General features: G+C 50.5%; 27 protein-coding genes. 4 read left to right on the plus strand and 23 right to left on the minus strand.

Annotated features, from left to right (window positions below; translation table 11 throughout):
* Nucleotides 1-29 precede the first annotated feature (29 nt).
* The 7 genes from nlpD to ftsB all read right to left on the minus strand — a co-directional run bounded on the left by nlpD (nucleotide 30) and on the right by ftsB (nucleotide 5,124).
* Nucleotides 30-1,025 carry a murein hydrolase activator NlpD gene (gene nlpD / locus AC3ISQ_RS17940; RefSeq protein WP_489348684.1) on the minus strand — a complete coding sequence of 332 codons (996 nt, stop codon included), beginning with the start codon at nucleotides 1,023-1,025 and terminating at the stop codon, nucleotides 30-32.
* A gap of 169 nt (nucleotides 1,026-1,194) precedes the next feature.
* Nucleotides 1,195-1,821: a protein-L-isoaspartate(D-aspartate) O-methyltransferase gene (locus AC3ISQ_RS17945; RefSeq protein WP_489348686.1), complete on the minus strand. Its 627-nt coding sequence runs from the start codon at nucleotides 1,819-1,821 to the stop codon at nucleotides 1,195-1,197.
* Complete coding sequence (gene surE / locus AC3ISQ_RS17950; protein WP_489348688.1) at nucleotides 1,815-2,576, minus strand: 5'/3'-nucleotidase SurE; 762 nt, start codon at nucleotides 2,574-2,576, stop codon at nucleotides 1,815-1,817. The genes AC3ISQ_RS17945 and surE overlap by 7 nt, the downstream gene beginning before the upstream one ends.
* The gene (gene truD / locus AC3ISQ_RS17955; protein WP_489348690.1) at nucleotides 2,557-3,603 is read right to left on the minus strand and encodes a tRNA pseudouridine(13) synthase TruD; all 1,047 of its coding nucleotides are present in this window, start codon (nucleotides 3,601-3,603) and stop codon (nucleotides 2,557-2,559) included. The genes surE and truD overlap by 20 nt, the downstream gene beginning before the upstream one ends.
* Before the next feature lie 4 nt (nucleotides 3,604-3,607).
* A complete protein-coding gene (gene ispF, locus AC3ISQ_RS17960; protein ID WP_489348692.1) occupies nucleotides 3,608-4,081 on the minus strand; it encodes a 2-C-methyl-D-erythritol 2,4-cyclodiphosphate synthase in 474 nt (157 codons plus the stop codon).
* Between the two features lie 11 nt (nucleotides 4,082-4,092).
* Nucleotides 4,093-4,800 carry a 2-C-methyl-D-erythritol 4-phosphate cytidylyltransferase gene (ispD, locus tag AC3ISQ_RS17965; RefSeq protein WP_489348694.1) on the minus strand — a complete coding sequence of 236 codons (708 nt, stop codon included), beginning with the start codon at nucleotides 4,798-4,800 and terminating at the stop codon, nucleotides 4,093-4,095.
* Between the two features lie 3 nt (nucleotides 4,801-4,803).
* Nucleotides 4,804-5,124 (minus strand): cell division protein FtsB, encoded by a 321-nt coding sequence (ftsB, locus tag AC3ISQ_RS17970; protein WP_489348695.1) that lies wholly within the window; start codon nucleotides 5,122-5,124, stop codon nucleotides 4,804-4,806.
* Nucleotides 5,125-5,472: 348 nt separating this feature from the next.
* Here ftsB and AC3ISQ_RS17975 point away from each other — a divergent pair, with 348 nt between their 5' ends.
* From AC3ISQ_RS17975 to AC3ISQ_RS17985, 3 genes are all read left to right on the plus strand, one after another.
* Nucleotides 5,473-6,243, plus strand: coding sequence for a basic amino acid ABC transporter substrate-binding protein (locus AC3ISQ_RS17975; RefSeq protein WP_489348697.1), 771 nt, complete (start codon nucleotides 5,473-5,475; stop codon nucleotides 6,241-6,243).
* Between the two features lie 161 nt (nucleotides 6,244-6,404).
* Complete coding sequence (locus AC3ISQ_RS17980) at nucleotides 6,405-7,172, plus strand: amino acid ABC transporter permease (protein WP_489353365.1); 768 nt, start codon at nucleotides 6,405-6,407, stop codon at nucleotides 7,170-7,172.
* The gene (locus AC3ISQ_RS17985; RefSeq protein WP_489348699.1) at nucleotides 7,156-7,878 is read left to right on the plus strand and encodes an amino acid ABC transporter ATP-binding protein; all 723 of its coding nucleotides are present in this window, start codon (nucleotides 7,156-7,158) and stop codon (nucleotides 7,876-7,878) included. Before AC3ISQ_RS17980 ends, AC3ISQ_RS17985 begins: the two co-directional genes overlap by 17 nt.
* 49 nt (nucleotides 7,879-7,927) lie before the next feature.
* Here the strand turns inward: AC3ISQ_RS17985 and AC3ISQ_RS17990 are convergent, their stop codons facing one another.
* The 13 genes from AC3ISQ_RS17990 to AC3ISQ_RS18050 form a co-directional block, all read right to left on the minus strand.
* Nucleotides 7,928-8,245, minus strand: a complete 318-nt coding sequence (locus AC3ISQ_RS17990; RefSeq protein ID WP_489348701.1) for a DUF3561 family protein — start codon at nucleotides 8,243-8,245, stop codon at nucleotides 7,928-7,930.
* 70 nt (nucleotides 8,246-8,315) lie between these two features.
* On the minus strand, nucleotides 8,316-8,945 hold the full coding sequence (cysC, locus tag AC3ISQ_RS17995; protein ID WP_489348702.1) for an adenylyl-sulfate kinase: 630 nt from the start codon (nucleotides 8,943-8,945) through the stop codon (nucleotides 8,316-8,318).
* 1 nt (nucleotide 8,946) lies between these two features.
* Complete coding sequence (gene cysN, locus AC3ISQ_RS18000; RefSeq protein ID WP_489348704.1) at nucleotides 8,947-10,389, minus strand: sulfate adenylyltransferase subunit CysN; 1,443 nt, start codon at nucleotides 10,387-10,389, stop codon at nucleotides 8,947-8,949.
* A 12-nt stretch (nucleotides 10,390-10,401) separates the two neighbouring features.
* The gene (cysD, locus tag AC3ISQ_RS18005; RefSeq protein WP_489348706.1) at nucleotides 10,402-11,310 is read right to left on the minus strand and encodes a sulfate adenylyltransferase subunit CysD; all 909 of its coding nucleotides are present in this window, start codon (nucleotides 11,308-11,310) and stop codon (nucleotides 10,402-10,404) included.
* Between the two features lie 10 nt (nucleotides 11,311-11,320).
* Nucleotides 11,321-12,760, minus strand: a complete 1,440-nt coding sequence (gene cysG, locus AC3ISQ_RS18010) for a siroheme synthase CysG (RefSeq protein ID WP_489348708.1) — start codon at nucleotides 12,758-12,760, stop codon at nucleotides 11,321-11,323.
* A 185-nt stretch (nucleotides 12,761-12,945) separates the two neighbouring features.
* The gene (locus tag AC3ISQ_RS18015; RefSeq protein WP_489348710.1) at nucleotides 12,946-13,203 is read right to left on the minus strand and encodes a fimbrial protein; all 258 of its coding nucleotides are present in this window, start codon (nucleotides 13,201-13,203) and stop codon (nucleotides 12,946-12,948) included.
* A 213-nt stretch (nucleotides 13,204-13,416) separates the two neighbouring features.
* Nucleotides 13,417-14,406, minus strand: coding sequence for a fimbrial protein (locus AC3ISQ_RS18020; protein ID WP_489348711.1), 990 nt, complete (start codon nucleotides 14,404-14,406; stop codon nucleotides 13,417-13,419).
* 104 nt (nucleotides 14,407-14,510) lie between these two features.
* The gene (locus tag AC3ISQ_RS18025) at nucleotides 14,511-15,029 is read right to left on the minus strand and encodes a fimbrial protein (protein ID WP_489348713.1); all 519 of its coding nucleotides are present in this window, start codon (nucleotides 15,027-15,029) and stop codon (nucleotides 14,511-14,513) included.
* A 43-nt stretch (nucleotides 15,030-15,072) separates the two neighbouring features.
* Complete coding sequence (locus tag AC3ISQ_RS18030; RefSeq protein WP_489348715.1) at nucleotides 15,073-15,600, minus strand: fimbrial protein; 528 nt, start codon at nucleotides 15,598-15,600, stop codon at nucleotides 15,073-15,075.
* A 74-nt stretch (nucleotides 15,601-15,674) separates the two neighbouring features.
* Nucleotides 15,675-16,613 (minus strand): fimbrial protein, encoded by a 939-nt coding sequence (locus AC3ISQ_RS18035; RefSeq protein ID WP_489348717.1) that lies wholly within the window; start codon nucleotides 16,611-16,613, stop codon nucleotides 15,675-15,677.
* A gap of 14 nt (nucleotides 16,614-16,627) precedes the next feature.
* Complete coding sequence (locus tag AC3ISQ_RS18040; RefSeq protein ID WP_489348718.1) at nucleotides 16,628-19,207, minus strand: fimbria/pilus outer membrane usher protein; 2,580 nt, start codon at nucleotides 19,205-19,207, stop codon at nucleotides 16,628-16,630.
* Between the two features lie 82 nt (nucleotides 19,208-19,289).
* Nucleotides 19,290-19,967 carry a fimbrial biogenesis chaperone gene (locus AC3ISQ_RS18045; RefSeq protein ID WP_489348720.1) on the minus strand — a complete coding sequence of 226 codons (678 nt, stop codon included), beginning with the start codon at nucleotides 19,965-19,967 and terminating at the stop codon, nucleotides 19,290-19,292.
* A gap of 115 nt (nucleotides 19,968-20,082) precedes the next feature.
* On the minus strand, nucleotides 20,083-20,613 hold the full coding sequence (locus AC3ISQ_RS18050; protein WP_489348721.1) for a fimbrial protein: 531 nt from the start codon (nucleotides 20,611-20,613) through the stop codon (nucleotides 20,083-20,085).
* An 850-nt stretch (nucleotides 20,614-21,463) separates the two neighbouring features.
* Here AC3ISQ_RS18050 and AC3ISQ_RS18055 point away from each other — a divergent pair.
* Nucleotides 21,464-22,582, plus strand: a complete 1,119-nt coding sequence (locus AC3ISQ_RS18055; RefSeq protein WP_489348723.1) for an aminopeptidase — start codon at nucleotides 21,464-21,466, stop codon at nucleotides 22,580-22,582.
* Between the two features lie 59 nt (nucleotides 22,583-22,641).
* Here the strand turns inward: AC3ISQ_RS18055 and cysH are convergent, their stop codons facing one another.
* The 3 genes from cysH to cysJ are packed head-to-tail and all read right to left on the minus strand — an operon-like array spanning nucleotide 22,642 to nucleotide 26,908.
* The gene (gene cysH, locus AC3ISQ_RS18060; protein ID WP_489348725.1) at nucleotides 22,642-23,376 is read right to left on the minus strand and encodes a phosphoadenosine phosphosulfate reductase; all 735 of its coding nucleotides are present in this window, start codon (nucleotides 23,374-23,376) and stop codon (nucleotides 22,642-22,644) included.
* A 17-nt stretch (nucleotides 23,377-23,393) separates the two neighbouring features.
* On the minus strand, nucleotides 23,394-25,109 hold the full coding sequence (gene cysI / locus AC3ISQ_RS18065; protein WP_489348726.1) for an assimilatory sulfite reductase (NADPH) hemoprotein subunit: 1,716 nt from the start codon (nucleotides 25,107-25,109) through the stop codon (nucleotides 23,394-23,396).
* Nucleotides 25,109-26,908 (minus strand): NADPH-dependent assimilatory sulfite reductase flavoprotein subunit, encoded by a 1,800-nt coding sequence (cysJ, locus tag AC3ISQ_RS18070; protein ID WP_489348728.1) that lies wholly within the window; start codon nucleotides 26,906-26,908, stop codon nucleotides 25,109-25,111. Before cysJ ends, cysI begins: the two co-directional genes overlap by 1 nt.
* Nucleotides 26,909-26,993 lie beyond the last annotated feature (85 nt).

Raw genomic sequence — 26,993 nt, forward strand, 5'->3', positions numbered from 1 at the left:
CGAGCAGGATACAGCGTACCCTGCCCAATCTATCGCTGCGGAAGATAACGCAGCGGATTTACGGATTTCCCCTTGTAACGAATTTCAAAATGCAAACGTACTGAACTGGTCCCGGTGCTTCCCATTGTTGCTATTTTTTGTCCTGCTTTAACTTCTTGTTGTTCCCGGACCAGCATGGTGTCGTTATGAGCGTAGGCGCTCAAGTAATCATCATTGTGTTTGATGATGATTAGATTACCGTAGCCCCGTAAAGCGTTGCCTGCATACACGACACGTCCATCGGCGGTCGCGATAATAGGTTGCCCACGAGAGCCAGCGATATCGACACCTTTATTCCCACCTTCTGATGAGGAAAAGTTATCAATTACCTTGCCATCGGTTGGCCATCTCCAGCTACTGACTGGGGAATCATTACTGGCAGCGCTACTCACAGGAGGAGTTGTTGCTGGCGCAGTAATGGGTGCCGCGGCCGATCCTGCCACAACTGCTCCCGATGCGGGTAACATTTTTCCTACATTCTGTTTACCCTGTTTGTCAGAATACGCGCTAGTTGATTGAGAATCAACCGCTGTTGTCTGTATCTGAGAGCTTGAAGGAGGCTGAGGTACACCGCCACTGGTAGCGTCGGTTGCCGCCAGCATTCCGCCGTTACTGCCACCAGAATTACTACCAATTTGAATGGTTTGGCCAACATTTAGGCTATATGGCTCGGGGATATTATTGCGCTGCGCTAGATCGCGGAAATCGCTGCCGGTAATCCAGGCAATGTAAAATAATGTATCACCCCGTTTCACAGTGTAAGTACTGCCGCTGTAGCTTCCTTTAGGGATCGCTTCATAACTGCGGTTATAAACGATGCGTCCTTGAGAACCAACATTCGCGCCAGCGTTGCCCATTGCAGGTGCCGATTCGCCACCACCACCATTAACGCTGCTAATAGGTGCCGAGGTTGAACCATCATTGGTACATCCCGCCAACCACAAACTCACCAGTGTGCACACCATTACTCGGCGTAAAGTCATCATTGGGCTTCCCGTACTCATGCTTCCCCCATAACAGCAATAATTCCAAAATACCCTTTGCAGCACCGATAAGCGCTAGGCGTTATCTTAGTATTGATGTGCAAGGCAGCCAATTGTATTGAAAATTAGTCTTATTGAAACGTAAAAAGCTTATTTAATGTCAGATTCACACTCAAGCCAGTTCACCTTTCACTAAAGGCACAAACCGTACCGCTTCGACCGCATCTATAGTGAATTCGTTACCGTGCCGCTGAATACGTTTCAGGATCTGCGCCTGATCACCCACCGGCAGTACCAAAATCCCACCATCATCCAACTGCTCCATCAAAGCCTGTGGGATCTCCTGTGGCGCAGCGGTAACAATAATAGCGTCGAATGGACCACGCGAAGCCCAACCTTGCCAACCATCACCGTGACGGGTTGATACATTGTGCAAATCAAGCTGCTTTAAGCGGCGTTTAGCCTGCCATTGCAGCCCTTTAATCCGTTCGACCGAACAAACATGCTGTACCAAATGCGCCAAAATTGCGGTTTGATAACCAGAACCAGTGCCGATTTCCAATACCCTTGAGGTGGGCGTCAAGTTCAGCAATTCGGTCATTCGCGCTACCATATAAGGTTGGGAGATTGTTTGCCCAGAACCAATCGGTAACGCGGTGTTTTCATAAGATTTATGCGCCAACGCCTCGTCAACAAAGCGTTCACGCGGCACCGCTTCGATAGCTCGTAGCAGCGCCTCGTCTTGAATGCCCTGTTGGCGCAATTGTGCCAGCAATGTTTGCATACGCTTATTTACCATTCACCGCTAACCTCTGTTTTGGCTAACCATGTTTTTACCACGTCCTGCGCGGCATAAGCGGTTAAATCCACCTGTAGCGGGGTAATCGCCACATAGCCCTGTTCAACGGCAGCAAAATCGGTATCTGGGCCCGCATCGAATTTATCACCCGGCGGCCCAATCCAATAGAGGTTTTGCCCACGAGGATCTTGCTGACAAAATACTTTATCAGCCGGATGACGGCTACCACAGCGCGTCACACGCAGCCCTTTGATCTGATCTAATGGTAAATCCGGTACATTGATGTTCAGGATCTTACCGGTGCGTAAGGGCTCTTGTTGCAACGCTCGTAATAAACGACAAGTGATTACCGCTGCCGTTTCATAGTGCTGATAGCCATTAAGCGAAACGGCCAAAGCAGGGAAGCCAAGATGGCGCCCTTCCATTGCCGCCGCCACGGTGCCGGAATAAATCACATCATCGCCCAGATTTGGGCCAGCATTGATCCCAGAAACCACGATATCCGGCGCGGGATGCATCAGCGCATTCACGCCCAGATAAACGCAATCAGTCGGTGTGCCGTGCTGAACGGCAATATCACCGTTCGGCATCGTCAGCGTGCGCAATGGCGATTCCAACGTCAATGCGTTGGAGGAACCACTGCGATTACGATCGGGTGCAACAACTTGCACCTCAGCGAATTCTCTTAGCGCCGCCGCCAATACCTGAATACCCGGCGCGGTCACACCGTCATCGTTACTCAGCAATATCCGCATTATTATCATCCTGCTGCATGATTTCACGTACCACGCTGGTAGCAAAACTACCGGCTGGCAACCAGAAGCGTAGCTCAACGGTGACATCATCCCACCAGTTCCACTGCATATTTTGCGGTTGCAACAGTACGGCACGGCGAGCTGGCTCAACACGCTCGCGCTTTAACAACGCCAACAGTTCTGGTTGTTCGGCCAAACAATTCTGCTCAAACGCTAAAACGTCTTCGGCAGTGCCCGGTTCACCATCACCTGGCAACGGTGCCGTGACTAACAACTCACCGGAATCCAAGCGCTGCTGCAACGTTTCTAATTCATCCGGTTTGGCAACAAACCAACTGCCGCGCCCCGCCAACTGCAAGGCATCCCCCGTCAAAACAGTACGTTGCTGCTGATTAGCCAAACGTTGGCTGGCAACCAGATTAAACAAAGCACTACGGCTGGCAGAAAGGTAGAAACTCCGCTTGCTACGCTCTTTGACGCGGATTTCATCATTCGCCCAACGACGAGCCATCACCAGATTATTACCACCACGACCAAAGCGCTGACTGCCGAAATAGTTCGGTACGCCCTGTTCGGCAATCGCCTGCAAGCGCTGTTCGACATCCTGACGATCGCTGATATGGCGTAACACCAAGGTAAAAGCGTTACCTTTCAAGGTGCCAATACGCAGTTTGCGCAAATGACGCGCCACTTGCAGCACTTCACAACCTTCAAGTTGGAACTGAGTGAAATTAGGCGTTTCTTTACCCGGTAAATGCAGGCAGAACCACTGTTCGGTGACCGCATGACGATCTTTCAAACCCGCGTAACTGACGGAGCGAGCGTGAATACCGGCGAAACGCGCCAGATAATCCGCCACAAACTGAGTGTTACAACCGTTCTTACGAACGTTAACCAGTACGTGCTCACCTTCACCATCAGGAGAAAAACCGAGGTCTTCAACCACCACAAAATCTTCTGGGTTGGCTTTTAACACGCCACGGCTGACGGGTTGACCATGCAACCAACTTAATTTGGACATATCCATCGGTTTATTCCTTGATTAACAAGGCAACCGCTTCGCAAGCAATCCCCTCGCCACGCCCGGTGAAACCGAGCTTCTCGGTGGTAGTGGCTTTTACGTTCACGTCATCCATATGGCATTGCAGATCTTCCGCTAGGAAAACGCGCATTTGGGGAATATGCGGAGCCATTTTAGGGGCTTGAGCAATAATCGTGACGTCTAAATTACCGAGGCGATAGCCTTTAGCACGGATACGTTTCCACGCTTCGCGCAGCAGTTCGCGGCTATCGGCACCTTTAAATGCCGGATCGGTATCCGGGAACAGTTTACCGATGTCGCCCAGTGCGGCAGCACCCAACAAGGCATCGGTAGCGGCGTGGAGCGCCACATCACCGTCGGAATGCGCCAATAGCCCTTGCTCATACGGGATACGCACACCGCCGATCACCAGTGGCCCTTCGCCACCAAATTTATGAACATCAAAACCGTGACCGATACGCATTATGCGCACTCCTATTTATTCAATTGAGTTAAATAAAACGCCGCCAGCGTCAAATCCTCTGGCCGCGTCACTTTAATATTGTCCGAACGTCCGTTAATCAACAGGGGATGGTAGCCGCAATGCTCCAAGGCCGAAGCCTCGTCCGTCACCGTGGCACCTTCATCCAGCGCTCGCTGTAAACACAGTTTAAGCAATTCCAGCGGGAAGAGTTGAGGGGTCAGAGCGTGCCAGAGATCTTCACGTTCAACGGTATGAGCGATCGCGCTACGCCCCACTTCGCCGCGCTTCATGGTGTCACGTACTGGGGCCGCCAGAATGCCGCCCACTTTGCTATGTTCGGTGATCGCTAACAAACGGTCGAGATCGTCTTCATGCAAGCAGGGGCGCGCAGCGTCATGGACTAATACCCAATCGGCATCACCCACCAGTTGTAGCCCAGCCAGTACGGAGTCTGCACGTTGCTGCCCACCGATAGTGACGCGAACGCGAGAGTCTTGAGCAATCGGTAAGGTCTGGAATTGGCGATCGTCAGGGCTGATCGCCACAATCGCCTGAGTCACACGTGGATGACGCAATAAAGCGTGGATCGCGTGTTCAAGGATAGTTTGATCGCCGATGCGAAGATATTGCTTTGGGCAATCGGCCTGCATACGGCTGCCGATACCGGCAGCGGGCAGGACAGCAATCACCGGTGGAAGGAAACCTGCGGAGTGATTCATGCGTTATTTTTGTGCGTTATTTTGCGCGGAAGACGCGGCGTTGCGTCTGGATTGGTCAGGAACCAGGCGATAGAAAGTCTCACCGGGTTTGATCATACCCAGTTCATTGCGCGCACGCTCTTCGATCGCTTCCTGACCACCGTTCAAATCGTCAATCTCAGCGAACAACTGATCGTTACGTGCTTTCAATTTCGCATTGTTGCCCTGTTGGACCGCAACGTCATCATTGACCCGCACATAATCGTGAATACCATTTTTGCCCAGCCACAGCGAATACTGTAACCAACCGAGCAACGCCAGTAATAGCAGCGTAAGTTTGCCCATCTCTGCCCCCTGAAAAACCGCCCAATCATCCCACAACTTTTCTTTCGACTCCACTCCATGAATAACTTTTCAGCGTCAGATTCAGAGCACTAATCATAATTTCCCTTTGTTTTGCTCGAAAATGAAGCTCTTTGCCTTTATCTCTAAACTATGCAGCAAGAAAAACCACTCACTAGCCCATTGTACCGAGCCATTCACCAGCTTCGTCTTAAATTTGAATATTTATCACCATTAATATTCCAATCATCAGGTATTGGTTGTATTTATATTCACAAGAGATTATTTTTATGCAAATAAAGTGCATAAATAAATCCAATATATAACCATTAACTCTACCGGGGATCGTCCATGTTAAAACGCTTAGTCCTGATTGGCGCCTGTTTGGCCACCGCGCTTTCAGCGCCTGCATTTTCAGCCGAACCAACCTATGTCGTTGGCTCTGGCGGCACTTATCGTCCGTTCGAATTCGAAAACAGCAAAAAAGAACTGGAAGGTTTTGATATCGACATTATCAAAGCCGTCGCCAAGGCTGAAGGTTTCCAAGTTAAGCTGGTTAATACACCGTGGGAAGGCATCTTTGCCACCCTGAACTCCGGTGATCGCGACATTATTATTTCTGGCATCACCATTACCGACAAACGTAAACAAATGGTTGATTTCTCATCACCTTATTTCCCAGCAGAGCAGGCAATTGTGGTGCCAAAAGATTCCAAAGTGGATTCCATCGCCGCACTGAAAACACTGAAAGTGGGCGTGGTTAACTCCAGCACCGGTGACATCGTGGTTTCCGACGTATTGGGTAAAAACAATACTTCGATCAAACGCTTTGATAACACGCCATTAATGCTACAAGAGTTGTATGAAGATGGCATCAGCGCCGCAGTCGGTGATGTGGGCGTTGCCAAGTTCTACATCAAAACCCACCCAGATAAAGAATTCAAATTGGTTTCTGACACCAAATTTGAACGCCAATACTTCGGTATCGCGGTCGCCAAGGGTAACGAAGAATTACGCAACAAAATCAACGCTGGCCTGAAGAAAATCGTCGCCGACGGGACTTACGCCAAAATCTACCAAAGCTGGTTCGACACCAACGTACCAACGCTACCCGCTGAATAATCCGCGGCTCTTGCAACAAACCGGCGTAGCGAGCTAAGTCAGGCCGGGTGCGGACAGCGCACTGCCACCGGAATGGACACGTAGTCCATGAGGATGGCGAGCACTGCCCAATCCCGGCATGACGACGCGCAGTAGCCGAAATCAACTCAAAGAAGGAACGAATCTTGAATTTCCGTTGGGAGATTATCCAAGAATACGCCCCGCTGTTTATGGAAGGCGCTTGGATGACCATCAAATGCACCATTATCTGTGTGCTACTAGGTACCACCTGGGGTTTGATCCTCGGGTTAGGTCGACTGGCGCAAGCGCCACACGGCATCTGGAAACCTCTCCTGCACTACTTCGTGCAATGGCCGGTACGTATCTATATCAGCGCTTTCCGTGGCACACCGCTGTTTGTTCAGATCATGGTGGTTCACTTCGCGCTGGTACCGCTGTTTATCAACCCACGTGATGGTTTGCTCGTCACCAGCGGCATTATGAGCAGTGATTTCGCCCGTGCGTTACGTTCCGATTACGGCGCATTCCTTTCTTGCGTGGTCGCGATCACCCTGAACGCTGGGGCTTATGTCTCAGAAATCTTCCGTGCCGGTATTCAATCTATCGATCGCGGTCAGATGGAAGCTTCACGTTCGCTGGGCATGAGCTACGGCAAAACCATGCGCAAAGTCATTTTGCCACAAGCATTTCGCCGCATGTTGCCACCGCTGGGTAACAACGCCATCGCCATCGTCAAAGATTCATCTCTGGCTTCAGCCATCGGTTTGGCAGATCTGGCATATGCCGCGCGTACCGTTTCCGGTGCCTATGCCACCTATTGGGAACCCTACCTGACTATTTCGCTGGTGTATTGGGTTCTAACCTTCCTGCTTTCGCTGCTGGTACAACATCTGGAAAAGAGGTTCGGGAAAAGTGATTCGCGTACATAACCTACAAAAACAATTTGGCGAAGCCCACGTGTTGCGCGGCATCTCCTGTGAGGTTGCCCCAAACGAAGTGGTGTGTGTGATCGGCCCATCAGGCTCAGGTAAAAGCACCTTTTTGCGCTGTATCAACGCATTGGAAACGTTGTCTGGCGGTGAGATCGTCGTTAACGACTTTGCCATTCACGATCAGAAAACCGATCTCAACAAAATGCGTGAAAGCGTCGGCATGGTGTTTCAACGCTTCAACCTGTTCCCGCATATGACCGTGTTGGACAACATCATCATGGCACCGAGGGATGTGAAAAAACTCTCACGCGCCGATGCCACACTGCGCGCCGAGGCGTTGTTGAATAAGGTTGGTTTGCTGGACAAGATTGACGCCTATCCCAGCAGTCTGTCCGGCGGTCAGCAACAACGGGTGGCGATCGCCCGCGCTTTGGCCATGGAACCGAAAATCATGTTGTTTGATGAACCGACCTCAGCGCTCGATCCAGAATTAGTCGGCGAAGTGTTAGCGGTCATGAAATCGTTAGCGCACGAAGGCATGACGATGGTGGTGGTAACACACGAGATGGGTTTTGCCAGAGAAGTCGCCGATCGCGTGCTGTTTATCGATCAGGGCATTATTCAGGAACAAGGAACACCGCAGCAGATTTTCAGCGCCCCCAGCAATCCTCGTACACAGGCATTTCTAAGCAAAGTCTTGTAACGCTCGTTACCGATTTGCAATCTTTCGGGCGCATCATGCGCCCGTCTTTTTACCAACCGCTGAGGAAACTAAACACCAGCCAGAACAGGCTGAGCACAACAACGCCGGTGAGCAACAACGTCAGGATCAGATGACCACGCAACATCATACTAAAAGCAATGCCAATCAGTACTGAAACCGGCATCAATGCCAAGAAGAACGGCCAGGTATATAACAGGAAAAACAGCGTATTAGATCCATAAACCAAGAAAGGCACGGCAAACGCCAACCAGTAGAAAGCAAAACCACTGATGCCACCGAGGAAGGCATAAGAAGGTTCGTCTTTTTCTGATGTGCTATCAATCAATACTGGTGAGACATTTTGCATAATTAATCCTGCATCTCGGCTGCTTTAGAGCAAAAAGCGCATGACCCAAACGCCACACGCTTTTTCGAATTCAGGATTTGATAATAGCCTCACCACGCAGCACGTCTAACAATTGCGCAACCAAATTTGTTACCAATTGTTCGCCATCCAGATGCACATCAGGTTGTTCCGGAGCCTGATAAACCGCGTCGATTCCAGTGAAGTTACGCAGCTCACCAGCACGCGCTTTTTTGTACAAACCTTTCGGATCGCGCGCTTCGCAAATCGCCAGTGGCGTGTCAACGAACACCTCGACAAAACGCCCTTCATCCAGCAATTCACGCACCATCTGCCGTTCGGCGCGATGTGGTGAGATAAACGCAGTCAGCACCACTAATCCGGCATCCACCATCAGTTTGGCGACTTCACCTACTCGGCGAATATTCTCGCGCCGGTCGTCGTCAGAAAAACCTAGATCGCGACATAAGCCATGACGCACATTGTCGCCATCCAGCAAATAGGTGCTGACTCCCAGAGCATGGAGCGCTTGTTCCAGCGCTCCGGCGATCGTGGATTTACCCGAGCCAGAAAACCCGGTAAACCACAGCACCACACCCTGATGGCCGTTACGCGCTTCACGATCCCCTCGCGTCACCGCATGTGGATGCCAAACAACGTTTTCATCTTCTGGCCCGGTAGGCTGTTGCAGGGCTGCACTCACCTTAATTGCCCCCAAGCAGATCGCGAGCACCCCAATGCGGGAAGTGCTTACGAACCAGCGCGTTCAATTCCAATTCAAAAGCACTGAACTCACTGGTCGTCACGGATTCCTGTAAAGTTTCACGTACCAAACCCGCCCCCACGGTGACATTGCTCAGCCGATCGATAACGATCAGTCCACCGGTATCGTGGTTACTGTGGTAGCTATCCAACACTAATGGTTCATCAAAGGTCAGCTCCACCAATCCGATACCATTCAGCGGCAACGCGGCTGCCGGATGCAGTGCCAATGAATTGATATCGACCTGATGACGAATACTTTCCACCCGCGCACGGGTTTTCTTACCGGCGATTTTGATGTCGTAACTCTGCCCCGGTAACAGCGGCTGTTCCGCCATCCACACCACGTCCACCAGCGCGCTTTGTGCCGCTTGCAAATCTTCCGCTGCATCTACCAACAGATCGCCACGACTAATATCGACTTCATCTTTCAACACCAGCGTGATCGCCTCACCCGGTGTGGCTTCTTGTAAATCGCCGTCAAAGGTAACAATCCGCGCCACGGTTGAGGTCACGCCAGAGGGCAACACTTTCACCCGTTGCCCGACACGTACCACACCAGCAGATAGTGTTCCCGCATAACCACGGAAATCGAGGTTCGGTCGGTTGACGTATTGCACCGGGAAGCGCAACGGCTGGCTCTCGCGATCGCTAATCACATCAACCGACTCTAAAACTTCCAGCAACGTTGGGCCGCTGTACCACGGCATACGGGCGCTTTCGCTCGCCACGTTGTCACCATCTAGCGCCGACAGCGGGACGAATTTGATGTTCAAATCACTCGGCAACTGCTGAGCAAAAGTCAGATAATCCTGTTTAAATTGCTCGAAAACCTCTTCACTGTAATCCACCAAATCCATCTTGTTCACCGCCACCACCAGATGACGAATGCCCAGCAAGGTGGCAATAAAACTATGGCGACGGGTTTGATCCAGCACGCCCTTACGCGCATCGATCAGCAGGATCGCCAAGTCGCAGGTAGAAGCTCCGGTCGCCATATTACGGGTGTACTGCTCATGTCCCGGCGTGTCGGCAATGATAAATTTACGCTTTTCCGTCGAAAAATAGCGATACGCCACATCGATGGTGATGCCCTGCTCACGCTCAGCCTGTAAGCCATCGACCAACAGCGCCAAATCGAGTTTCTCACCTTGGGTGCCGATACGCTTGCTGTCAGTATGCAGCGTTGAGAGCTGATCTTCGTAGATCTGACGGGTATCGTGCAGCAACCGGCCGATCAAGGTGCTTTTACCGTCGTCGACGCTGCCACAGGTTAGGAAACGCAGCAGGCTTTTGTGTTGCTGGGCGTGTAGATAGGCTTCTACTCCGCCTTGTTCAGCGATTTGTTGGGCAATAACCTGATTTTGAGAAAATAAAGTGCTCATTCTGCCGGCTCCTTAGAAATACCCTTGACGCTTTTTCAGCTCCATCGAGCCAGATTGGTCGCGATCGATCATCCGCCCCTGACGCTCACTGGTGGTGGAGATCAGCATCTCTTCGATGATCTCCGGCAACGTCTGTGCCGAAGACGCCACCGCCCCGGTCAACGGCCAGCAGCCGAGGGTACGGAAACGCACCATCCGTTGGCTGATCATTTCACCCGGTTGTAGATCGATACGATCATCATCCACCATCAGCAAGGCGCCATCACGCTCCACCACTGGACGCGGTTTCGCCAAATACAACGGCACGATGTCGATTTTTTCCAAGAAGATATATTGCCAAATATCCAGTTCAGTCCAGTTCGACAACGGGAACACGCGGATGCTTTCCCCCTTATTGATCTGACCGTTATAGTTGTGCCACAGCTCTGGGCGCTGGTTTTTCGGATCCCAACGATGGAAACGATCGCGGAACGAGTAAATACGCTCTTTAGCACGAGACTTCTCTTCATCACGGCGTGCGCCACCGAAAGCGGCGTCAAAACCGTATTTGTTCAGCGCTTGCTTCAACCCTTCGGTTTTCATGATGTCGGTATGTTTAGCGCTGCCGTGTACGAATGGATTAATCCCCATCGCTACCCCTTCTGGGTTTTTATGTACCAGCAGTTCGAAGCCATATTCTTTAGCCGTGCGGTCGCGAAACTCGTACATCTCGCGGAATTTCCAGCCAGTATCCACATGTAACAGCGGGAACGGTAATGTGCCGGGGAAGAACGCTTTACGCGCCAGATGCAACATTACCGAAGAGTCTTTACCGATGGAGTACATCATCACCGGGTTAGCAAATTCAGCCGCAACTTCACGGATGATATGGATACTCTCCGCCTCCAATTGCCGCAAATGAGTGAGTCGTTTCTCGTCCATAACAGATCCTTTAAGCCAAATTCACCACGGCCGGGCGCGATTGCCCTTCCGCTTGTTGTCTAAACCCGTGCTGCCCAAACCAAGCAATTTGACGGTGTAATTCCACTACTTCGCCAATCACCAGCAACGCTGGCAATGGTGCCTGCTGCGCCAATTGTTCTAACTGTTCCAACGTACCAATTTGTACCTGCTGATCGGCTCTGGTACCGCGACTAATCACCGCGACTGGCGTACTGGCCGCACGACCGTGAGCAATCAACCGTTGGCTGATATCCGCCGCTTTCATGGTGCCCATATAAATCGCCAGCGTTTGCCGCGCACGAGCCAGATCTACCCAATCCACACCATCCCCATCCGGGCGGCAGTGGCCAGTAATAAAAGTCACGCTTTGCGCGTGGTCGCGATGGGTCAGCGGGATACCAGCGTAAGCCGTCGCCCCTGCGGCGGCCGTCACGCCCGGCACCACTTGGAAAGGAATACCTGCCGCTGCTGCCACCTGTAACTCCTCACCGCCACGGCCGAAAATAAACGGGTCGCCGCCTTTCAACCGCACCACTCGTTTACCCTGCTGTGCTAACTCCACCAGCAAGCGGTTGGTTTCTTCCTGAATCACCAGATGTGCACCCGCACGTTTGCCCACGCAGATACGTTCAGCATCACGGCGCACCAGATCCAGAATTTCATCGCTGACCAAGTGGTCATACAGCACCACATCCGCCTGTTGCATCACCTGCAACGCGCGTAGCGTCAGCAAGCCCACATCACCCGGTCCTGCGCCCACCAAGGCAATTTCACCTTGCTGACTTTCATTACCTTGAGCAAAAGTGTTGAGATCTTGCTCCAATTGCCGCTCGGCCTGCGCACTTTGCTCGTTGGCTACCAAGGTTGCGAAACGACCGGAGAAGGTATGCTCCCAAAAGCGACGACGAGCCGCGATGGAAGATAATTGTTGTTTCACCCGCCCACGCCAACGGCCTGCAACCTGAGCCATTTCACCCAAACTGGCAGGTAATAGTGCTTCCAGCTTTTCACGCAGCAGACGCGCCAGCACTGGCGCTTGCCCACTGGAGGAAACCGCGACCACTAACGGCGAGCGATCAATTATCGACGGGAAGATAAATGAACAGTTGGGTTGATCATCCACCACGTTAGCCAATACTCGGCGCTTATCCGCTTCGGCATAAACCGCGGCATTTAGCGCAGCATCATCGGTAGCGGCGATCACCAAAAACACTTCATCCAACTGCGACGGGGAAAACTCCTGCCCCAGCCAGTGAATAGTTTGTTGCTGGTGAAATTGTTCAAGCTCTGGTGAGAGAGTGCGCGCAACTATCCGTATTTCCGCCCCAGCACGCAGTAACAGGGAAACCTTGCGCGCAGCCACTTCTCCACCACCTACGACTAACACCGGGCGTAGATTTAGGTCGGCAAATATTGGTAGATAGTCCACAGCAGCCTTTTCACATATAACCGAAAGATACGGTGACTATACGGGTTGGAATTTAGCCCCTGAAATGACGAAAAAGCATGATTAGTTCCATAATGGAATAAGGGAAATAGTGTTATCGCCGGGTTAGCGAAAAATGGAGGTGCAAGTATGGCATTGACACGTTAGGAAGCGGCGTCCATCACACCTTATTGATAAGTTAAATTCAATGTCATGGTGGCATTAGCTGTCCCCGTGGTGACTGGGTTTTTAGTCTGGTAATATTGAGCGACAAAAGGAAGTTGCTCCTGACCACCCGTAGATGTTTTTAGAAAAATATTACTATTCAATGCTAAGGGCGTATTATCATAAAGAATTTGAACTCCTACCCCTTTCGCGACATTCTCTGCACCGGCATTGGTCAATTGCAATACTCTGTCTGTACTGCCCCCATAATCCCATAACAATGGCTACGCCTATTTTCAAGTATCGACTGTATTTAATATTTAGCATAATAATCAATGACACTGCCCGCAGCCAAGGCCAGTGAAGCTAATAAAAAATGTTACATATATTTTCTCATAAATAACTCCCTGTGTTTAATGATGTACTCCGGTATGAAAACCCACCTATATCCTTGAGTGTGTTAGAAACCATATTGTAATAACAACGATAATTAATTATTGATATGCCATGGTTACTGTAGCTACAGCATTTGCTGTGCCTGACAAAATATTATTAGAAGTTTGGTAATATCTTGCGACAAAGGGGACGCTCAGTGTATTTCCTGCGGAGGAAATACTTCCAACCGGAAAATATCGGTCAAAAACAACTGGTTTATTATCATGTAGAATTTGCACACCAACCCCAGCAGCACTCCCTGTGGTATTTGTTATGCCAATCACACCATTACTTGCCGAAGCATAATTTGCTGCACTCATTAGCATGCTGACATTGACAGTGTTATTACAACTAACGGGTATATTAAAACTTTGATTTTCGGCTGTGGAACCCACTCCTGTAAAATTAATGGCTGCTATACTACCCAAGTTAACGGGTATATTACTACTTACTGAGCATGTAACAGCTTTATAGACTACATTACCAGAATAAGCTAAAGTGTTATCCACGCCACCGATGCCAGCCCCTGTATTATATACTCCCATACCAAACTTGGTTTGTGCCTGTGCTAACGATCCTGAACCAATAGTGTTAGATACTTTAACTAAAGATAGAGTCACAGAGTAAGAGAATGTTAACGATGCATCATTTGATACGATACCTAGCGGTGTATTCCGGGTATCGCAACTCCCGCCAGCTCCAGGAACCCTATTCCCACTAGTATTTTTTATAGCAATGCCAATTCCAGAAACACCCGTTGCATAAACACCAGGGTACCCGGATATTTCAGAACCCGAACCATAATAGCAGGCTATTATAGGTATATTTTTAGTACTTGGACTACCTTGACAATTTCCGGTAAAAGTGAAATTTCTCTCTGAACCAGGTATATCGGCACCCAATGCTAAAGAGCTTGGCACAGCAATACTACTTAGACTTTGAGTCATTGGTGTTGCCGGAGAGCTAGTGCAATATGCCATTGCGCTTTTGCTCATAAACATAACTGATGCAATGACGATGATCAGGTTAAGTAACATTTTGTATTTCACATTGCATCCTCGCATATTTACAACCACAGCCAACACCGAAGCAACTTGGAAGATAAAGGCTATAAAGTGTCCTTCTCATTCTCCGCAACACCTTGGGCTATTTATTACTGATAGGTAAAACTCATCTGTACTACGCTGCTGACCGTGCCCGGAACTACAGTGTCTGCTGCCGGCCTAATCACCCGTCCGGCAAGCGCATAAATGGCGTTGCGCTGGGCATCGATAGTCACCGTCATGCTACTGCCGTTACCCTGCACTTTGGTTTTGTCGGCGGCCTGTACCACCTGCACCGCTACGCCTTCCGCGCTGCCAGCGTTGCGGTACAGCGTTGGATCATCGGTAAACGGTGTACCGCTAAAGGTGGCGGTGGCATACGTTGTTGTTACCGGACACTTGATCAGTTTGACCTGAAACGGTTGCCATTCCGAAGCCGCACCTACGGCTTTTAGATCAGCACGACGTAATTGACCGAAATCCACCGTCTGACTAACCGAGCTGGTATCGACGATGCAAGGAGCTGCAATAACAACCCCTGAGATATTCACTTCCGAGGCTCTGACACCCGCGTTCAGGAGCCCACCCAATAAAGCCAGCATGCATAAATTGATCTTGTGGATTTTCATTGAATTTGTTTCTCCTACGCCACGCAACCACGACGTCCTGACATCATTGGTAGGTGAATGTCACATTCATAACCGTAGAAATAGTCCCCGCCATCACTTTACCAGTAGGTGTAAACGCACGAGTTCTAAGCGTAAACAACGCCTGTGAGTTCGACACCGAACGAGATATGGTTGATCCCCCGCTTGGCAATACAGCATTCGACCAAGTTACCGGCTCATCTTTCACTTGCACGCCCACATTGCTCGCAGTTCCTGTATTGTTAAATACGTTAGTCGAACCTGGATAGATCTCGCCAGAAAATGAGGCTATTGCTGTTCTCATGCCGGTTGGGCAGTTGATTAACTTCAAGGTAATCACTTTCTCCGTGGAAGAACTATTAGCCGTGGCCAACGAGAAATCCTGAATAGATTGCCCCAAATCAACATTTAATGTTGATGATGCGGTATCCAGCTCACAAGGGGCTGCAATTACACGCCCGGTGATATTAACTGCGATCGGATCAGCAAAAACCAGATTAGAAAACGAGCACAGCAAACAGGCCAGTGAGATTTTTTTGAATAAGATATCCATATTATTTCCTTAAAATTACCATCAAGAGTGGAACGTTAACTTTCCTTGTTCCTTGTTTAATAATCAAAACAGCATCATTGGTATGTTATATTCAATGTCGCGCTAGCATTCGCTTCGCCAACACCAATAGGGCTACGGGTTTGGAAATATCTAGCGGTAAAGGGAAGCAATTCTTGCCCACCCGCTGATGTTTTCAGCACAATATTATTATTCAGCGTTAACGGCGTATTGTTATATAGGATTTGAATACCCATTCCGGTAGCGACCCCTGCTGAGCCAGCATCGGTCAACTGCAAGACCCCGGCGGTGCTGGTGTCGGTATTTTTAGTACCAGTCATCATCACGTTAACTCGCGCCCCAGTGTCACACTCCAATCCCACATTAAATATTTTTGGCTTAGCGGTTGTCCCTACACCACTTAAACCGTCACCGAAATTATGGACATCATCTAAGGGGACTTGGATAACTGGGGTGGTGATTGAGCAGGCGACTTGGGTCACACTACCCACTCCCATGTTAATTATACCCGCTTTATTTGAGCCAAAAGAGATTGTTCCTAATAATTTTTGTTCCAAATCTCCAGAAGTAATAGGGCCCGTTTTTATCAAATAAAATGTCGATGTGCCGGTTGGAAAATAACCTGAGCCTGTATATGAAGTTGCTGGGATCGCAAAGGTCATGTTCCCAACCCCCCCAGTACCTCTAATACCAACTCCATCTATATTTGTGCTGTAAACATTATTTGAATTATATTGTCCAACCAAAGTACCATAGTTCATCAGTGCATATATCGTACAAGTCCCAGTGGCGGAAGTATATGAAGAACCTACTGCAACTGTTGCAAGGACAGTACCAATAGGAGAATCACGCTGGGCTAAAACTGAACCAAATGTGGCTGTCGACGTTCTAGCACCTCCATCAGGACAATTAGCCTTCACTAAGCCGCTATATCCAAACACCGTTAATAATAATACCGCCAGGTGCCATCTTTTATTTTGTATAAACTTTGCCATTATTATCACCTCGCTTATAAACACTGCCCGTTCATTGTCTGAACGCCCGTGTTCTCTGTTGTCTGTTTCTCTAGGGTATAATTCACCTGACACTGTTGGTCTTCCGCATTACCCCATTTCACATTCAGGCTGCCGCTGTCTGCCAGTCCGGTTAAATACACCTGACCGTTATCGCCGACGATAAAGCCTTGTGCCGTGGTTTGAGCCGGATCGCTGACCGTGGCGCCGAATGGGATTGGCGCACCATCTTGTCGTAGTAGTGTCATCAGCACACGCTGGCCGACGCTGGCGATAAAGTTAGCTCTAACAACGGCACCACGGGTTGGCACCACTTTCTGGGTGGTCTGCGTCAGATCGACATCGTCCGGTAAAGTCTCGGTATTCAGTTGCACCAGATTCCGGCGGTACGGCGTGCTGTACGGCACGATGGCGTAACCCCGCCAGTCGGTCTTCACCCCGGTCTGGTTGCTGATACCGATACCGCTTGCGCCCGGCGCTTTCACCAGCGCGATGGTTTCACCCAACGGTTGGCCAAAGGTAATGCCGTCCTGATGCGCCACAATCCCGCCCTGCAGGCCATAGTTCACCCGCTGATTGTTCTGGTCATAGGCATAGCCGGCGTTCACTTCGGCATAGGTGCCACGGTAATCCGCGTTCAGGGTACCGCTATTACCTACTCCTTTACTGCCATAGCCTTCCTGCGCACTCCAGCTCAGGTTGTTGTCCGCTAAGGCCGTGCCGTTCAGGCCCACGGTGTTAGTGGTGCCGCCTTGTTTGCTGGTGTTCAGGTTATACGTCGCGTAGGTATTACCCAGGAACCGGTTGAGCGGGATGCTGAGGTTGAAAGCAAACACCTGGTCACGGTTATAGACCTTGCCACTACCGCCGCCATTACTGCTGCTAACGGTGGCGTTCGTGTTGTAGCTGTAGTTCAGCCCGTAGCTGATACCATTCCAACTGTTATTATACCCGGCGCCGATAGAACGCATGGTGCGGTCACTGTTCCAGTAATCCTCACTCATCCAGCTCAGAGATAGGCTGCCAGTCAACTTCCACAGGTTCTGACTCATAGTCAGTTCGCTGCGGTTACGGCGACGCTCATTAGACGGTTGGTAACTCTGTTCACGGTAAGTGTCCAACACCTCCTGCAGGCTGTAATAGCCATCAGTCGAGTAGCGATAACCGGCAATGGCAAAATTGGTGCCGGTCTGCACGATGTTTTTGCTGTAGCGGATACGCAATGACTGGCCGTTCTCTTTTGCCCGCTCATCCATGGTTGACCACGCCTGCGTCACGTCGGTGGAAATTGCCCCGAAGTCACCGAGGTTCTTACCGATCCCCAGCGCCAACGACTGGTACTTGCTGGCAAATTGGCCACCGCCGTAAGCGGTAAAGCCGCGCGGAAGACCGTAAATCGCTGTACCTTGCGTGAAGGGTGTTTTGTCGACACTGCTGTCATACGAACGGTATTGCCCGCTGGTCAGCGAGTATTTCAATTGGCCTTCACGCTGCAATACTGGTAGGGAAGCAAACGGCACCACCAACTGCTGTTCGCTGCCATCAGCTTCTTTTATCGTCACATACAAGTCACCACTGCCCCCGGTCGGGAACATGTCGTTAATCTCAAATGCCCCCGGCGACACATAGCTCTGGTAAATCACATAACCGTTCTGGCGGATAATCACCTGCGCATTGGTGCGGGCAATCCCACGCACCACCGGTGCGTAGCCTTTAAGGCTGTCCGGTATCATGTCGTCGTCAGAGGCCAGTTGTGCCCCACGGAACGGGACGCTGTCGAACACATCACTTGGAGAACTGTTGTCACCCAACACCAACTGGCTTTTCAGCGACACGATGTCACGCGCCGCGTAGGTGTAGACCGTATCCCACTTGTCCTGACCATTGCTGTCACGGTTCCAGGTAGTGTAGTTGCGCAGTCGCCACGGCCCGATGTTGATACCCGGGCGCAGGTTGGCATACTGGCTGTTGCTGTCACTGCTGTTGCTGTTCCGCGCCGAGGTGTTGGAGCCGCTCAGGTTGTAGTTGAGTAGCAAAGCTGAGATACCGTTGTCCCACTGACTTTCCGGTACGTAGCCGCGTGCCTGTTGCGACATCGCCGCCTGCGGAATACTCAGCAGCAACTGCTGGGCACTGAAGCGGAACTCGGCACTGGCCTGCGGAATAGCACTGAGGGTGGCGCACTGCGCCTTGGCATCACCCAGCGCCGGGAACAGGTCGGTCTTAACGCCCATCTCATTCAACTGCGCTACCGTCAGGCACGGCTGCAAGCTGTCTTTACCGTCTGCACCCTTTTGTAGGTTGAAAGCCACATCACGGGTGTCCAGCTGTTCATTATTCAGGTAAACATCAACCCGGTAGGTGCCCGGTGCCTGCGAAGCGCCGTCTTCAAACACCGTCAGGTCGGTACTGCCCTGATGCGGGTTGTCGATTTCCAGCAACGCCGGGTTAAAATACTCACGCGCCTGTGTCTCAAAGGCACCACCCCACAACGACAGTTGCGCAGCAATCAAATATGCCAGCCGACCGACACGTGGCAAAGACTTTTGCCTGTCCAGACTATTATGGTTATTCATCCGTTTTACCCCATTACCTGCAGAGTGAGCCGACAATCCTGTGTCTTACCCCATACTGTCGCTGTGTAGTTTTCCTTTTGCATTACAAGGATTTGGTGTGGGCATCCCCCATGCCGCCGTAATCACTGATCAGCTTCCAGCTCACGCTGTTGCCACTCACTCCGGTCGGCAGAGCAAAGCTCGCGGTAGTGCCCGGAGCCACATAAGTCACATCTGGGATATCTTTCCCTGCAACCTTCACTTCTTGGAAGTTCATGTAGAATGCCGTTGGGTTGGTGACCTGCAGAGTATTACCACTGCGTGTCCAGCTCAGCTTCTCGGTCTGCTCTTCCGGTACCCCCTTCAGCCCCTGCGGACGGTAAATCAGCTTGATGCGGGTTTTTACCGCAATCTGCAGGGTGTTCTTGTTCGCGTCCTTATGGGCTGACGGAATGGACTTGATGTTCATCCAGTACAGAGACTCTTTATCCGACGGCAAACTGCCGCCCGCACGCACCACACGTAGTACGTTCTCTTGCCCACCGTCCAAACGGAACAGCGGCGGTGTCACCATAAAGGGGGCTTTCTCAGCGCCACCGGTGGTGGTCTCTACCCAAGTCTGGATAAGGTAGGGCACCTTGTCCGGGTTATTGACGCTCAGTGAAGACTCCTTTTTAGCGCCGTCATAAATCAGGCGCGTACCGCCAATAACGACACCGGCTTGGGCCGCACTAGCGCCGACTAACAGGGTCGCCAACAGCGTCATAGGAATAACTTTCATAAAAAACTCCAAAATTGAGAGAAAGGGTAAAACGTCTACTCTGTGAAAAAAGGCCGACAATGACGCCGTCGGCCAGTGATTTCAGCACCGACCCCACTTTCAGGTAGGTAAAAACTTAGTTGTAGTTCACTGTGAAGTTGGCAGTAGAATTCGCCGGACCTGCAGTGACATTGGCTGAAGTAGAGATATAACGCGCTACGAAGTTCAGGTTGTTTACAACGTCAGTACCGGACTGCAAGGTATAAAGCTTGGACGCTGTGAACAGTGGCAGCACGGTATTGTCATCGTCAGACAGTTGGATACCGACACCGGTCGCCACGCCTGCATCCTGAGTCAATGCCAAAATGCTGTTGTCACCATTAACAGACACACCGTCAAACTTCACACGGGCGCTGGTTACGGTGTCTGGGCAGTTTTGCAATGCCAAGGTGAACTTGGTTGGTGCAGCAGTGTCACCTGCCTGAATGAAAGCAGATTTCGCTACTTTACCCAGTTGCACATCCAATGGGCTGGCTGGGCTATTAACCACTTCACAAGCTTGATCGATGATTTCACCGTTGAAGTTCACTTGACCATCAGCGGCAAATGCAGACATACCAAACGCAGAAGAAGCCAATACTGCAACAACAATCAGGTTCTTTTTCATATAAATCTTCCTTTTTTAATTAATGCACTCAAATGCATAACAGTGTTATTCGACATAGCCTTATGTCTGTCCATTTTTATTTAGCTCTTGCGGGAACCACTCCCGTGGAATAAGCCAACAGGAAAACAAAATTCTTTTCCGTAAGAACTATCCCGAACCAAACTGCCGCTGAATCTAAGGATTATCCTCTACTGAGTCAATACGCCCCTCGGGACCATGGGTGAAGTTTAAAAAAACAATTTATAATCAATGCATTATAAAAAATAATCGTTTTAATCTTGTCGTTACTGCCAACTTTTTTGTTGTTTTTTTACTCGAACCCCTTTCCATCAAAAAGTATCATCGTCACTTTTACTGGAATAATACTCCAGTGAAAGTAATATATTTATTATAATAATCTATTAAATTAAAATAATTAAGTATAAAGCACCACATAGGACAATTAGATACCAAGTGACTCAGCTGAATTAAAATATTACACACTGCTCATTATATAAAAACGACACTCGTAACATTAGCCATCTTATTAAATTACTTATCAAATTTGTATTAGACCCTGTTCTACCTAAATAAATCACGGTCATTAAATAATATATACTGATTAATTCGTCTCTCTACTCATACCCTGTTTTTGTAATTACACCTTAGAATGCAACACTCACGAAACAAAATTAAAACAGAGAAACTAAAACCAAAATGTTACCTAACGCTATTCTCGAACTCGCATATAAAAGACCTGAAGTGACTTTTTAATCTAATTCCTATCAATCTAGATAGATTCAGCTATATCATTACTGCCCTACCTTCTTATATAGTCGGTACCATTGATGTATACAGAAGGATTTTCGGTATGTACTTCCGCTTTGCCCTGAAGGCAGGTTTATTGGTCTTGGCTTTCAGTAGTGCGTTCAGCACCTTTGCAGCGACTTCCCCCACCAAAGACGCCCCTATCGGCAAATTCGCGGCTGATCAGGTTCGCCATATCGCGACTTACTTCCCTGGTCGCATGGCAGGTAGCCCAGCAGAATTGCTCACCGCCCATTACCTGAAACAACAATTTGAAACCATGGAATATCAAAGTGATATTCGTAGTTTTGACAGCCGTTTTTTATATGTGAACAAAAATGGAACCAAGAACTGGCACAATATCACCGTCTATTCCGTGATTGCCGCCAAACATGGTGATCAAGATAAACAAATCGTCGTGATGGCTCACATCGATACCTACACCCCGCAAAGTGATGACGAAGTCGATAACAATCTGGGTGGATTAACGTTGCAAGGGGTGGATGACAATGCCTCAGGTCTTGGCGTGATGTTGGAGCTGGCGCAACAAATGAAGAATATCCAGACGACCTACAGCCTGCGTTTTATTGCCACTAGCGCGGAGGAACTGGGTTCGTTAGGGGCGAAAAACACCCTGAAACGCATGAGCAAAACCGAACGCGAAAATACGCTGCTGGTGATTAACCTCGATAATCTGATCACTGGCGATAAGCTCTATTTTCACTCTGGCCGTAATACGCCGCCCGAAATCGCCAAACAAAGCCGCGATCGTGCTCTGGATATCGCCCGTCGTTACGGTATTACCGCTGCGATCAATCCCGGCAATAAAGATACCCCTAAAGGCACGGGCTGCTGTTCCGATCAGGACGTCTTCGATTGGGCTAAAATCCCAGTACTCGCAGTGGAAGCGACCAACTGGGAATTAGGTGACAAAGACGGTTATCAACAACGCGCCATCAGCCCAGACTTCCCACAAGGTATGACTTGGCATCGGCCACAATACGACAACCTACAATATCTGGAACGCCATTTACCGGGCCGGATTGACCAGCGCAGCCGTGATAGCGTACAGATTCTGTTGCCACTATTAAAAGAACTAGCACAAGCGCACCCGCAAGAGAAAGAAAAGAAAAAAGAGAAGAAGAAAGAACAGAAAAAGAAGAAGGAAGAAAAGAAAAAATAATCTGAGCAGGGCTAAGCTGCGTTAGCTAAGCCCTGCAATTGTTGTATCAACAAATACCATCAACCCTCGTGCAATCCACACTCACGCTTCAGACCGAAGAAACGCGTTTCTTCCTCGCTCATGCCCGGCTCCCATTTTTGGGTAGTATGGGTATCGCCCACCGACAAATAACCCTGTTCCCATAACGGATGGTAATTCAGGCCATGTTCAGTCAGATACTGATAGATTTTACGGTTGTCCCAATCGATGATCGGCAGGATTTTAAACACACCACGCTGCACCGCCAGCACCGGTAAATTAGCACGGCTGCCTGATTGTTCACGGCGTAAGCCAGCAAACCAAGTTTGTGCCCCGAGCGTGCTTAATGCACGGTTCATCGGCTCAACTTTGTTGATCTGATTGTACCGCTCAATACCTTCTACGCCCTGTTCCCACAGCTTGCCGTAACGGGCTTCTTGCCAAGCGGGCGATTGCTCGGCTTGGAACACTTTCAGGTTCAGGTTCAGCTTATCTACCAATTGATCGATAAACTGATAAGTCTCTGGGAATAGATAGCCGGTGTCGGTGAGGATCACCGGAATATCCGGCTTAATCTGCGTCACCAAATGCAGACACATTGCGGCTTGGATACCAAAACTGGAGGAAAGTACGAACTCACCGGGCAACTGTTCTAATGCCCACGCCACGCGATCCTGCGCAGAAAGGTTCTCCAACTGGCCATTCACGACCGCCAATGCCAGTGCCTGCCCAGATTTTGGCAGCGCATTCAACGCCGCCAGATCGAATTCAGCCATGTTACCTGTCTCCTCGGTTAATCCCAGAAATCGACTGCCGGATCCAGCACCGGACGAACGATCCCGGCACGGATAGTGAAATCGCCGAACCCTTCCCCCGCGTGACGTTCTTTGGCCCAGCGCCCTACCAATTGGTCGATCTCTTGTAAGATCTCACCTTCATTGATGTTCTCGCGGTACATGCGTGGAATGCGCGTCCCCTCACGGTTACCGCCCAAGTGCAGGTTATAACGCCCCACTGCTTTCCCCACCAACCCCAGCTCTGCCAGCAATGCACGGCCACAACCGTTCGGGCAACCGGTGATGCGCAATACGATATGCTCATCGCCCACACCATGCTGATGCATGATGCCTTCAACTTTAGTGACAAACTCAGGCAAGAAACGTTCAGCTTCCGCCATCGCCAACGGACAGGTCGGGAACGAGACGCATGCCATCGAATTTTTGCGTTGTTCACTCACCGCATCGTCGATCAAACCGTGCTGACGGGCTAATGCTTCGATCTTTGCTTTTTCACTTTCTGGCACACCAGCAATGATCAGGTTTTGATTAGCGGTCAGGCGGAAATCACCTTGGTGGATCTTAGCTATCTCGGCCACACCAGTTTTCAGCGGCCGATTTGGATAATCCAACAAGCGACCGTTCTCAATAAACAGCGTCAGATGCCAATGATTATCGACGCCTTTCACCCAGCCAATGCGATCGCCACGGCCAGTAAATTCATACGGGCGAATCGGTTCGAAAGTGATGCCTGCACGTTTCTCGACTTCGGCACGGAAGGTATCGACACCAACGCGCTCCAAAGTGTATTTGGTTTTCGCGTTTTTACGATCGGTACGATTGCCCCAATCGCGCTGAGTGGTGACCACGGCGGCGGCGACTGCCAGCGTGTGCTCCAGCGGAATATAGCCAAACTCGCTGGCCTGACGGGCATAGGTTTTTTTGTTGCCGTGTTCGATGGAAAGGCCACCGCCCACCAGCAAGTTGAAACCTACTAACTTGCCGTTCTCGGCCACCGCCACAAAGTTCATATCATTGGCGTGTAGATCGACGTCATTTTGCGGCGGGATCACCACCGTAGTTTTGAATTTACGCGGTAGATAAGTCTCACCGAGGATCGGTTCTTCATCGGTGGTCGCCACTTTTTCCTGATCCAACCACACTTCGGCATAAGCGCGGGTGCGAGGTAACAGGTGTTCAGAAATTTTCTTCGCCCATTCGTAGGCTTCCTGATGCAGTTCCGATTCCACCGGGTTCGAAGTACAAAGCACGTTACGGTTGACGTCATTAGCAGTGGCTAACGCATCCAGCCCCAGACGATTCAACAACTGATGCACCGGTTTGACGTTATTTTTCAGAATGCCGTGAAACTGGAACGTTTGACGGTTAGTAATACGAATGCTGCCGTACAGCGTGTCCTCGGTAGCGAACTTATCGATGCCCAGCCACTGTTGCGGCGTGATAATTCCCCCCGGCAGACGGCAGCGCAGCATCATGGCATGGCGCGGTTCCAGTTTTTGTTCGGCACGTTCAGCGCGAATATCGCGATCGTCCTGCTGATACATACCGTGAAAACGGATCAGCAAGAAGTTGTCGCCGTTGAAGCCGCCGGTCAGCCCATCCTGCAAATCTTCAGTGATGGTGCCGCGCAGGTAGCGACTCTCTTTTTTCATGCGCTCGGCATCGGCCAATTTGCCTTCGACCACCAGAGGCCCAGAATATCTTTCGCTCATTAATACACGTCCCGCTGATAACGGCGCGCCAGGCGCAGCTCACTTAAAAATTCATCTGCCTGCTCGGCATCCATACCACCGTGCTCGGCGACCAGTTCCAGTAAAGTATTTTCGACGTCCTTAGCCATGCGGTTGGCATCACCACAGACGTAAATGTGCGCGCCCTCTTGCAGCCAGCGCCACACTTCAGCGCCTTGTTCACGCAGTTTGTCTTGTACGTAGATCTTATGTTGTTGATCGCGTGACCAAGCCAGATCGATTCGCGTCAGCAAGCCTTCTTTAACGTAGCGCTGCCATTCGACCTGATAGAGGAAATCTTCGGTAAAGTGCGGGTTGCCGAACAGCAACCAGTTTTTGCCGCTGGCACCGTCAGCTTCACGCTGTTGCATAAAGGCGCGAAATGGTGCGATCCCGGTGCCGGGGCCGATCATGATCACCGGAGTTTCTGGATCGACTGGCAGACGGAAATTATCGTTATGTTCGATGAACACCCGTACATCGCCCTCTTCCTCCAAGCGATCCGCCAAGAAGCTGGAAGCACCGCCCGCACGTTGACGACCGTTAATGTCGTAGCGCACCACACCGACGGTGATGTGGACTTCACTTTCGTTTTCAGCTTGCGAAGAGGCGATCGAGTACAGACGCGGCGTCAACGGACGCAGCAAACCAATCAACTGTTCGGCGCTGAGATCGACTGGTGCTTGACGCACCATATCGACGATCGGCGTGTTGTGCGCGTAGTGTTGCAGCTTGGCTTTATCCGCCAACAGGCCAATCAGTTTTTCGTCACGAGACAACGCGGCATATTTATCAACGATCAGCGTGGTGTTCTGCGTTAACTCAAAGTGGCTGCGTAACGCCTGCGCCAACGGCAAGGTTGCACCTTCCACTTCCACTGGCTCGTCGCCTTTCAGCCACAGCAGTTGCACCAGTTCATCCACCAGCGCGGGATCGTTGTCGAACCACACGCCTAATGCATCACCCGGTTGATAACGCAGACCAGAATCACCCAGATCGATTTCGATATGGCGCACGTCTTTATCGGAATTGCGCCCGGTGATTTTTTGCTTCACCGACAATTGCGCCGTCAGCGGCTGCTCTTTGCTGTACGGGCTGCTATCGAGTAAATCGACTGCACCACTGGCTAATGCACCCGGCGCGACATTTTCCGCCGGAGCACGTGCCTTCAACACTTCAACCACTTGCTTGCGCCAAGCGACAGCCAGTTCTTGATATTCCACATCCGCATCAATGCGCTCTACTAAACGCTCAGCACCCAACTCGGCCAATTTGGCGTCAAAATCTTTACCCGACTGGCAGAAGTTTTCGTAAGAGGTATCACCCAGCCCGAACACGGCAAATGCGGTATCGGTCAGTTTTGGTGCCTTTTTCGAATGCAAGAATTTGTGCAGCGCCACCGCTTCTTCCGCTGGTTCGCCTTCCCCTTGGGTTGAGGCGACCACCACCAGCAAGCGTTCTTGGGCGATCTGCTTGAATTTGTAATCACCGGCGTTGACCAAGGTCACGCTCAATTTGGCCGCCAGCAAATCGTCACGCAGTTGCTCTGCCAGCCGACGGGCATTACCGGTTTGCGAGGCGGAAATCAGTGTAATGCTAGCGGCTGCGGCAGCCACTGGTGCAATGGCGAGCGCTCCCGGCTGTTGATTAACCATTCCCCAAAAATAACCGGACAACCACGCCAGTTGCGTTGGTGAATAGTCACCAATCGTCGTCTGTAAGCGCGCCAGTTGTTCGGGCGTCAACGGGAGCAAAGATGTTGGGGGAGCCTGTGTCGTCATTGCGTTACAAATTCCTAATGAAGGGTGCCGGGCAAAGGGTAATCATTGTCTGATAGGGGAGTAGGTTACTCAGTGGAATAATAAC

The sequence above is a fragment of the Serratia sp. KH_031 genome, from assembly GCF_057839655.1.

Bases quoted from the DNA above. Each gene is read 5' to 3' on its own strand.
- AC3ISQ_RS18050 (WP_489348721.1), bottom strand. From the start codon at position 20,613: ATGAAAAAGAACCTGATTGTTGTTGCAGTATTGGCTTCTTCTGCGTTT.
- cysI (WP_489348726.1), bottom strand. From the start codon at position 25,109: ATGAGCGAAAGATATTCTGGGCCTCTGGTGGTCGAAGGCAAATTGGCC.
- AC3ISQ_RS17975 (WP_489348697.1), top strand. From the start codon at position 5,473: ATGTTAAAACGCTTAGTCCTGATTGGCGCCTGTTTGGCCACCGCGCTT.
- AC3ISQ_RS18025 (WP_489348713.1), bottom strand. From the start codon at position 15,029: ATGAAAATCCACAAGATCAATTTATGCATGCTGGCTTTATTGGGTGGG.
- AC3ISQ_RS17945 (WP_489348686.1), bottom strand. From the start codon at position 1,821: ATGGTAAATAAGCGTATGCAAACATTGCTGGCACAATTGCGCCAACAG.
- ispD (WP_489348694.1), bottom strand. From the start codon at position 4,800: ATGAATCACTCCGCAGGTTTCCTTCCACCGGTGATTGCTGTCCTGCCC.
- AC3ISQ_RS18030 (WP_489348715.1), bottom strand. From the start codon at position 15,600: ATGGATATCTTATTCAAAAAAATCTCACTGGCCTGTTTGCTGTGCTCG.
- cysD (WP_489348706.1), bottom strand. From the start codon at position 11,310: ATGGACGAGAAACGACTCACTCATTTGCGGCAATTGGAGGCGGAGAGT.
- ftsB (WP_489348695.1), bottom strand. From the start codon at position 5,124: ATGGGCAAACTTACGCTGCTATTACTGGCGTTGCTCGGTTGGTTACAG.
- cysJ (WP_489348728.1), bottom strand. From the start codon at position 26,908: ATGACGACACAGGCTCCCCCAACATCTTTGCTCCCGTTGACGCCCGAA.
- nlpD (WP_489348684.1), bottom strand. From the start codon at position 1,025: ATGATGACTTTACGCCGAGTAATGGTGTGCACACTGGTGAGTTTGTGG.
- AC3ISQ_RS18035 (WP_489348717.1), bottom strand. From the start codon at position 16,613: ATGGCAAAGTTTATACAAAATAAAAGATGGCACCTGGCGGTATTATTA.
- surE (WP_489348688.1), bottom strand. From the start codon at position 2,576: ATGCGGATATTGCTGAGTAACGATGACGGTGTGACCGCGCCGGGTATT.
- cysH (WP_489348725.1), bottom strand. From the start codon at position 23,376: ATGGCTGAATTCGATCTGGCGGCGTTGAATGCGCTGCCAAAATCTGGG.
- truD (WP_489348690.1), bottom strand. From the start codon at position 3,603: ATGGATATGTCCAAATTAAGTTGGTTGCATGGTCAACCCGTCAGCCGT.
- AC3ISQ_RS18055 (WP_489348723.1), top strand. From the start codon at position 21,464: ATGTACTTCCGCTTTGCCCTGAAGGCAGGTTTATTGGTCTTGGCTTTC.
- AC3ISQ_RS18045 (WP_489348720.1), bottom strand. From the start codon at position 19,967: ATGAAAGTTATTCCTATGACGCTGTTGGCGACCCTGTTAGTCGGCGCT.
- AC3ISQ_RS18040 (WP_489348718.1), bottom strand. From the start codon at position 19,207: ATGAATAACCATAATAGTCTGGACAGGCAAAAGTCTTTGCCACGTGTC.
- cysN (WP_489348704.1), bottom strand. From the start codon at position 10,389: ATGAGCACTTTATTTTCTCAAAATCAGGTTATTGCCCAACAAATCGCT.
- AC3ISQ_RS17990 (WP_489348701.1), bottom strand. From the start codon at position 8,245: ATGCAAAATGTCTCACCAGTATTGATTGATAGCACATCAGAAAAAGAC.
- ispF (WP_489348692.1), bottom strand. From the start codon at position 4,081: ATGCGTATCGGTCACGGTTTTGATGTTCATAAATTTGGTGGCGAAGGG.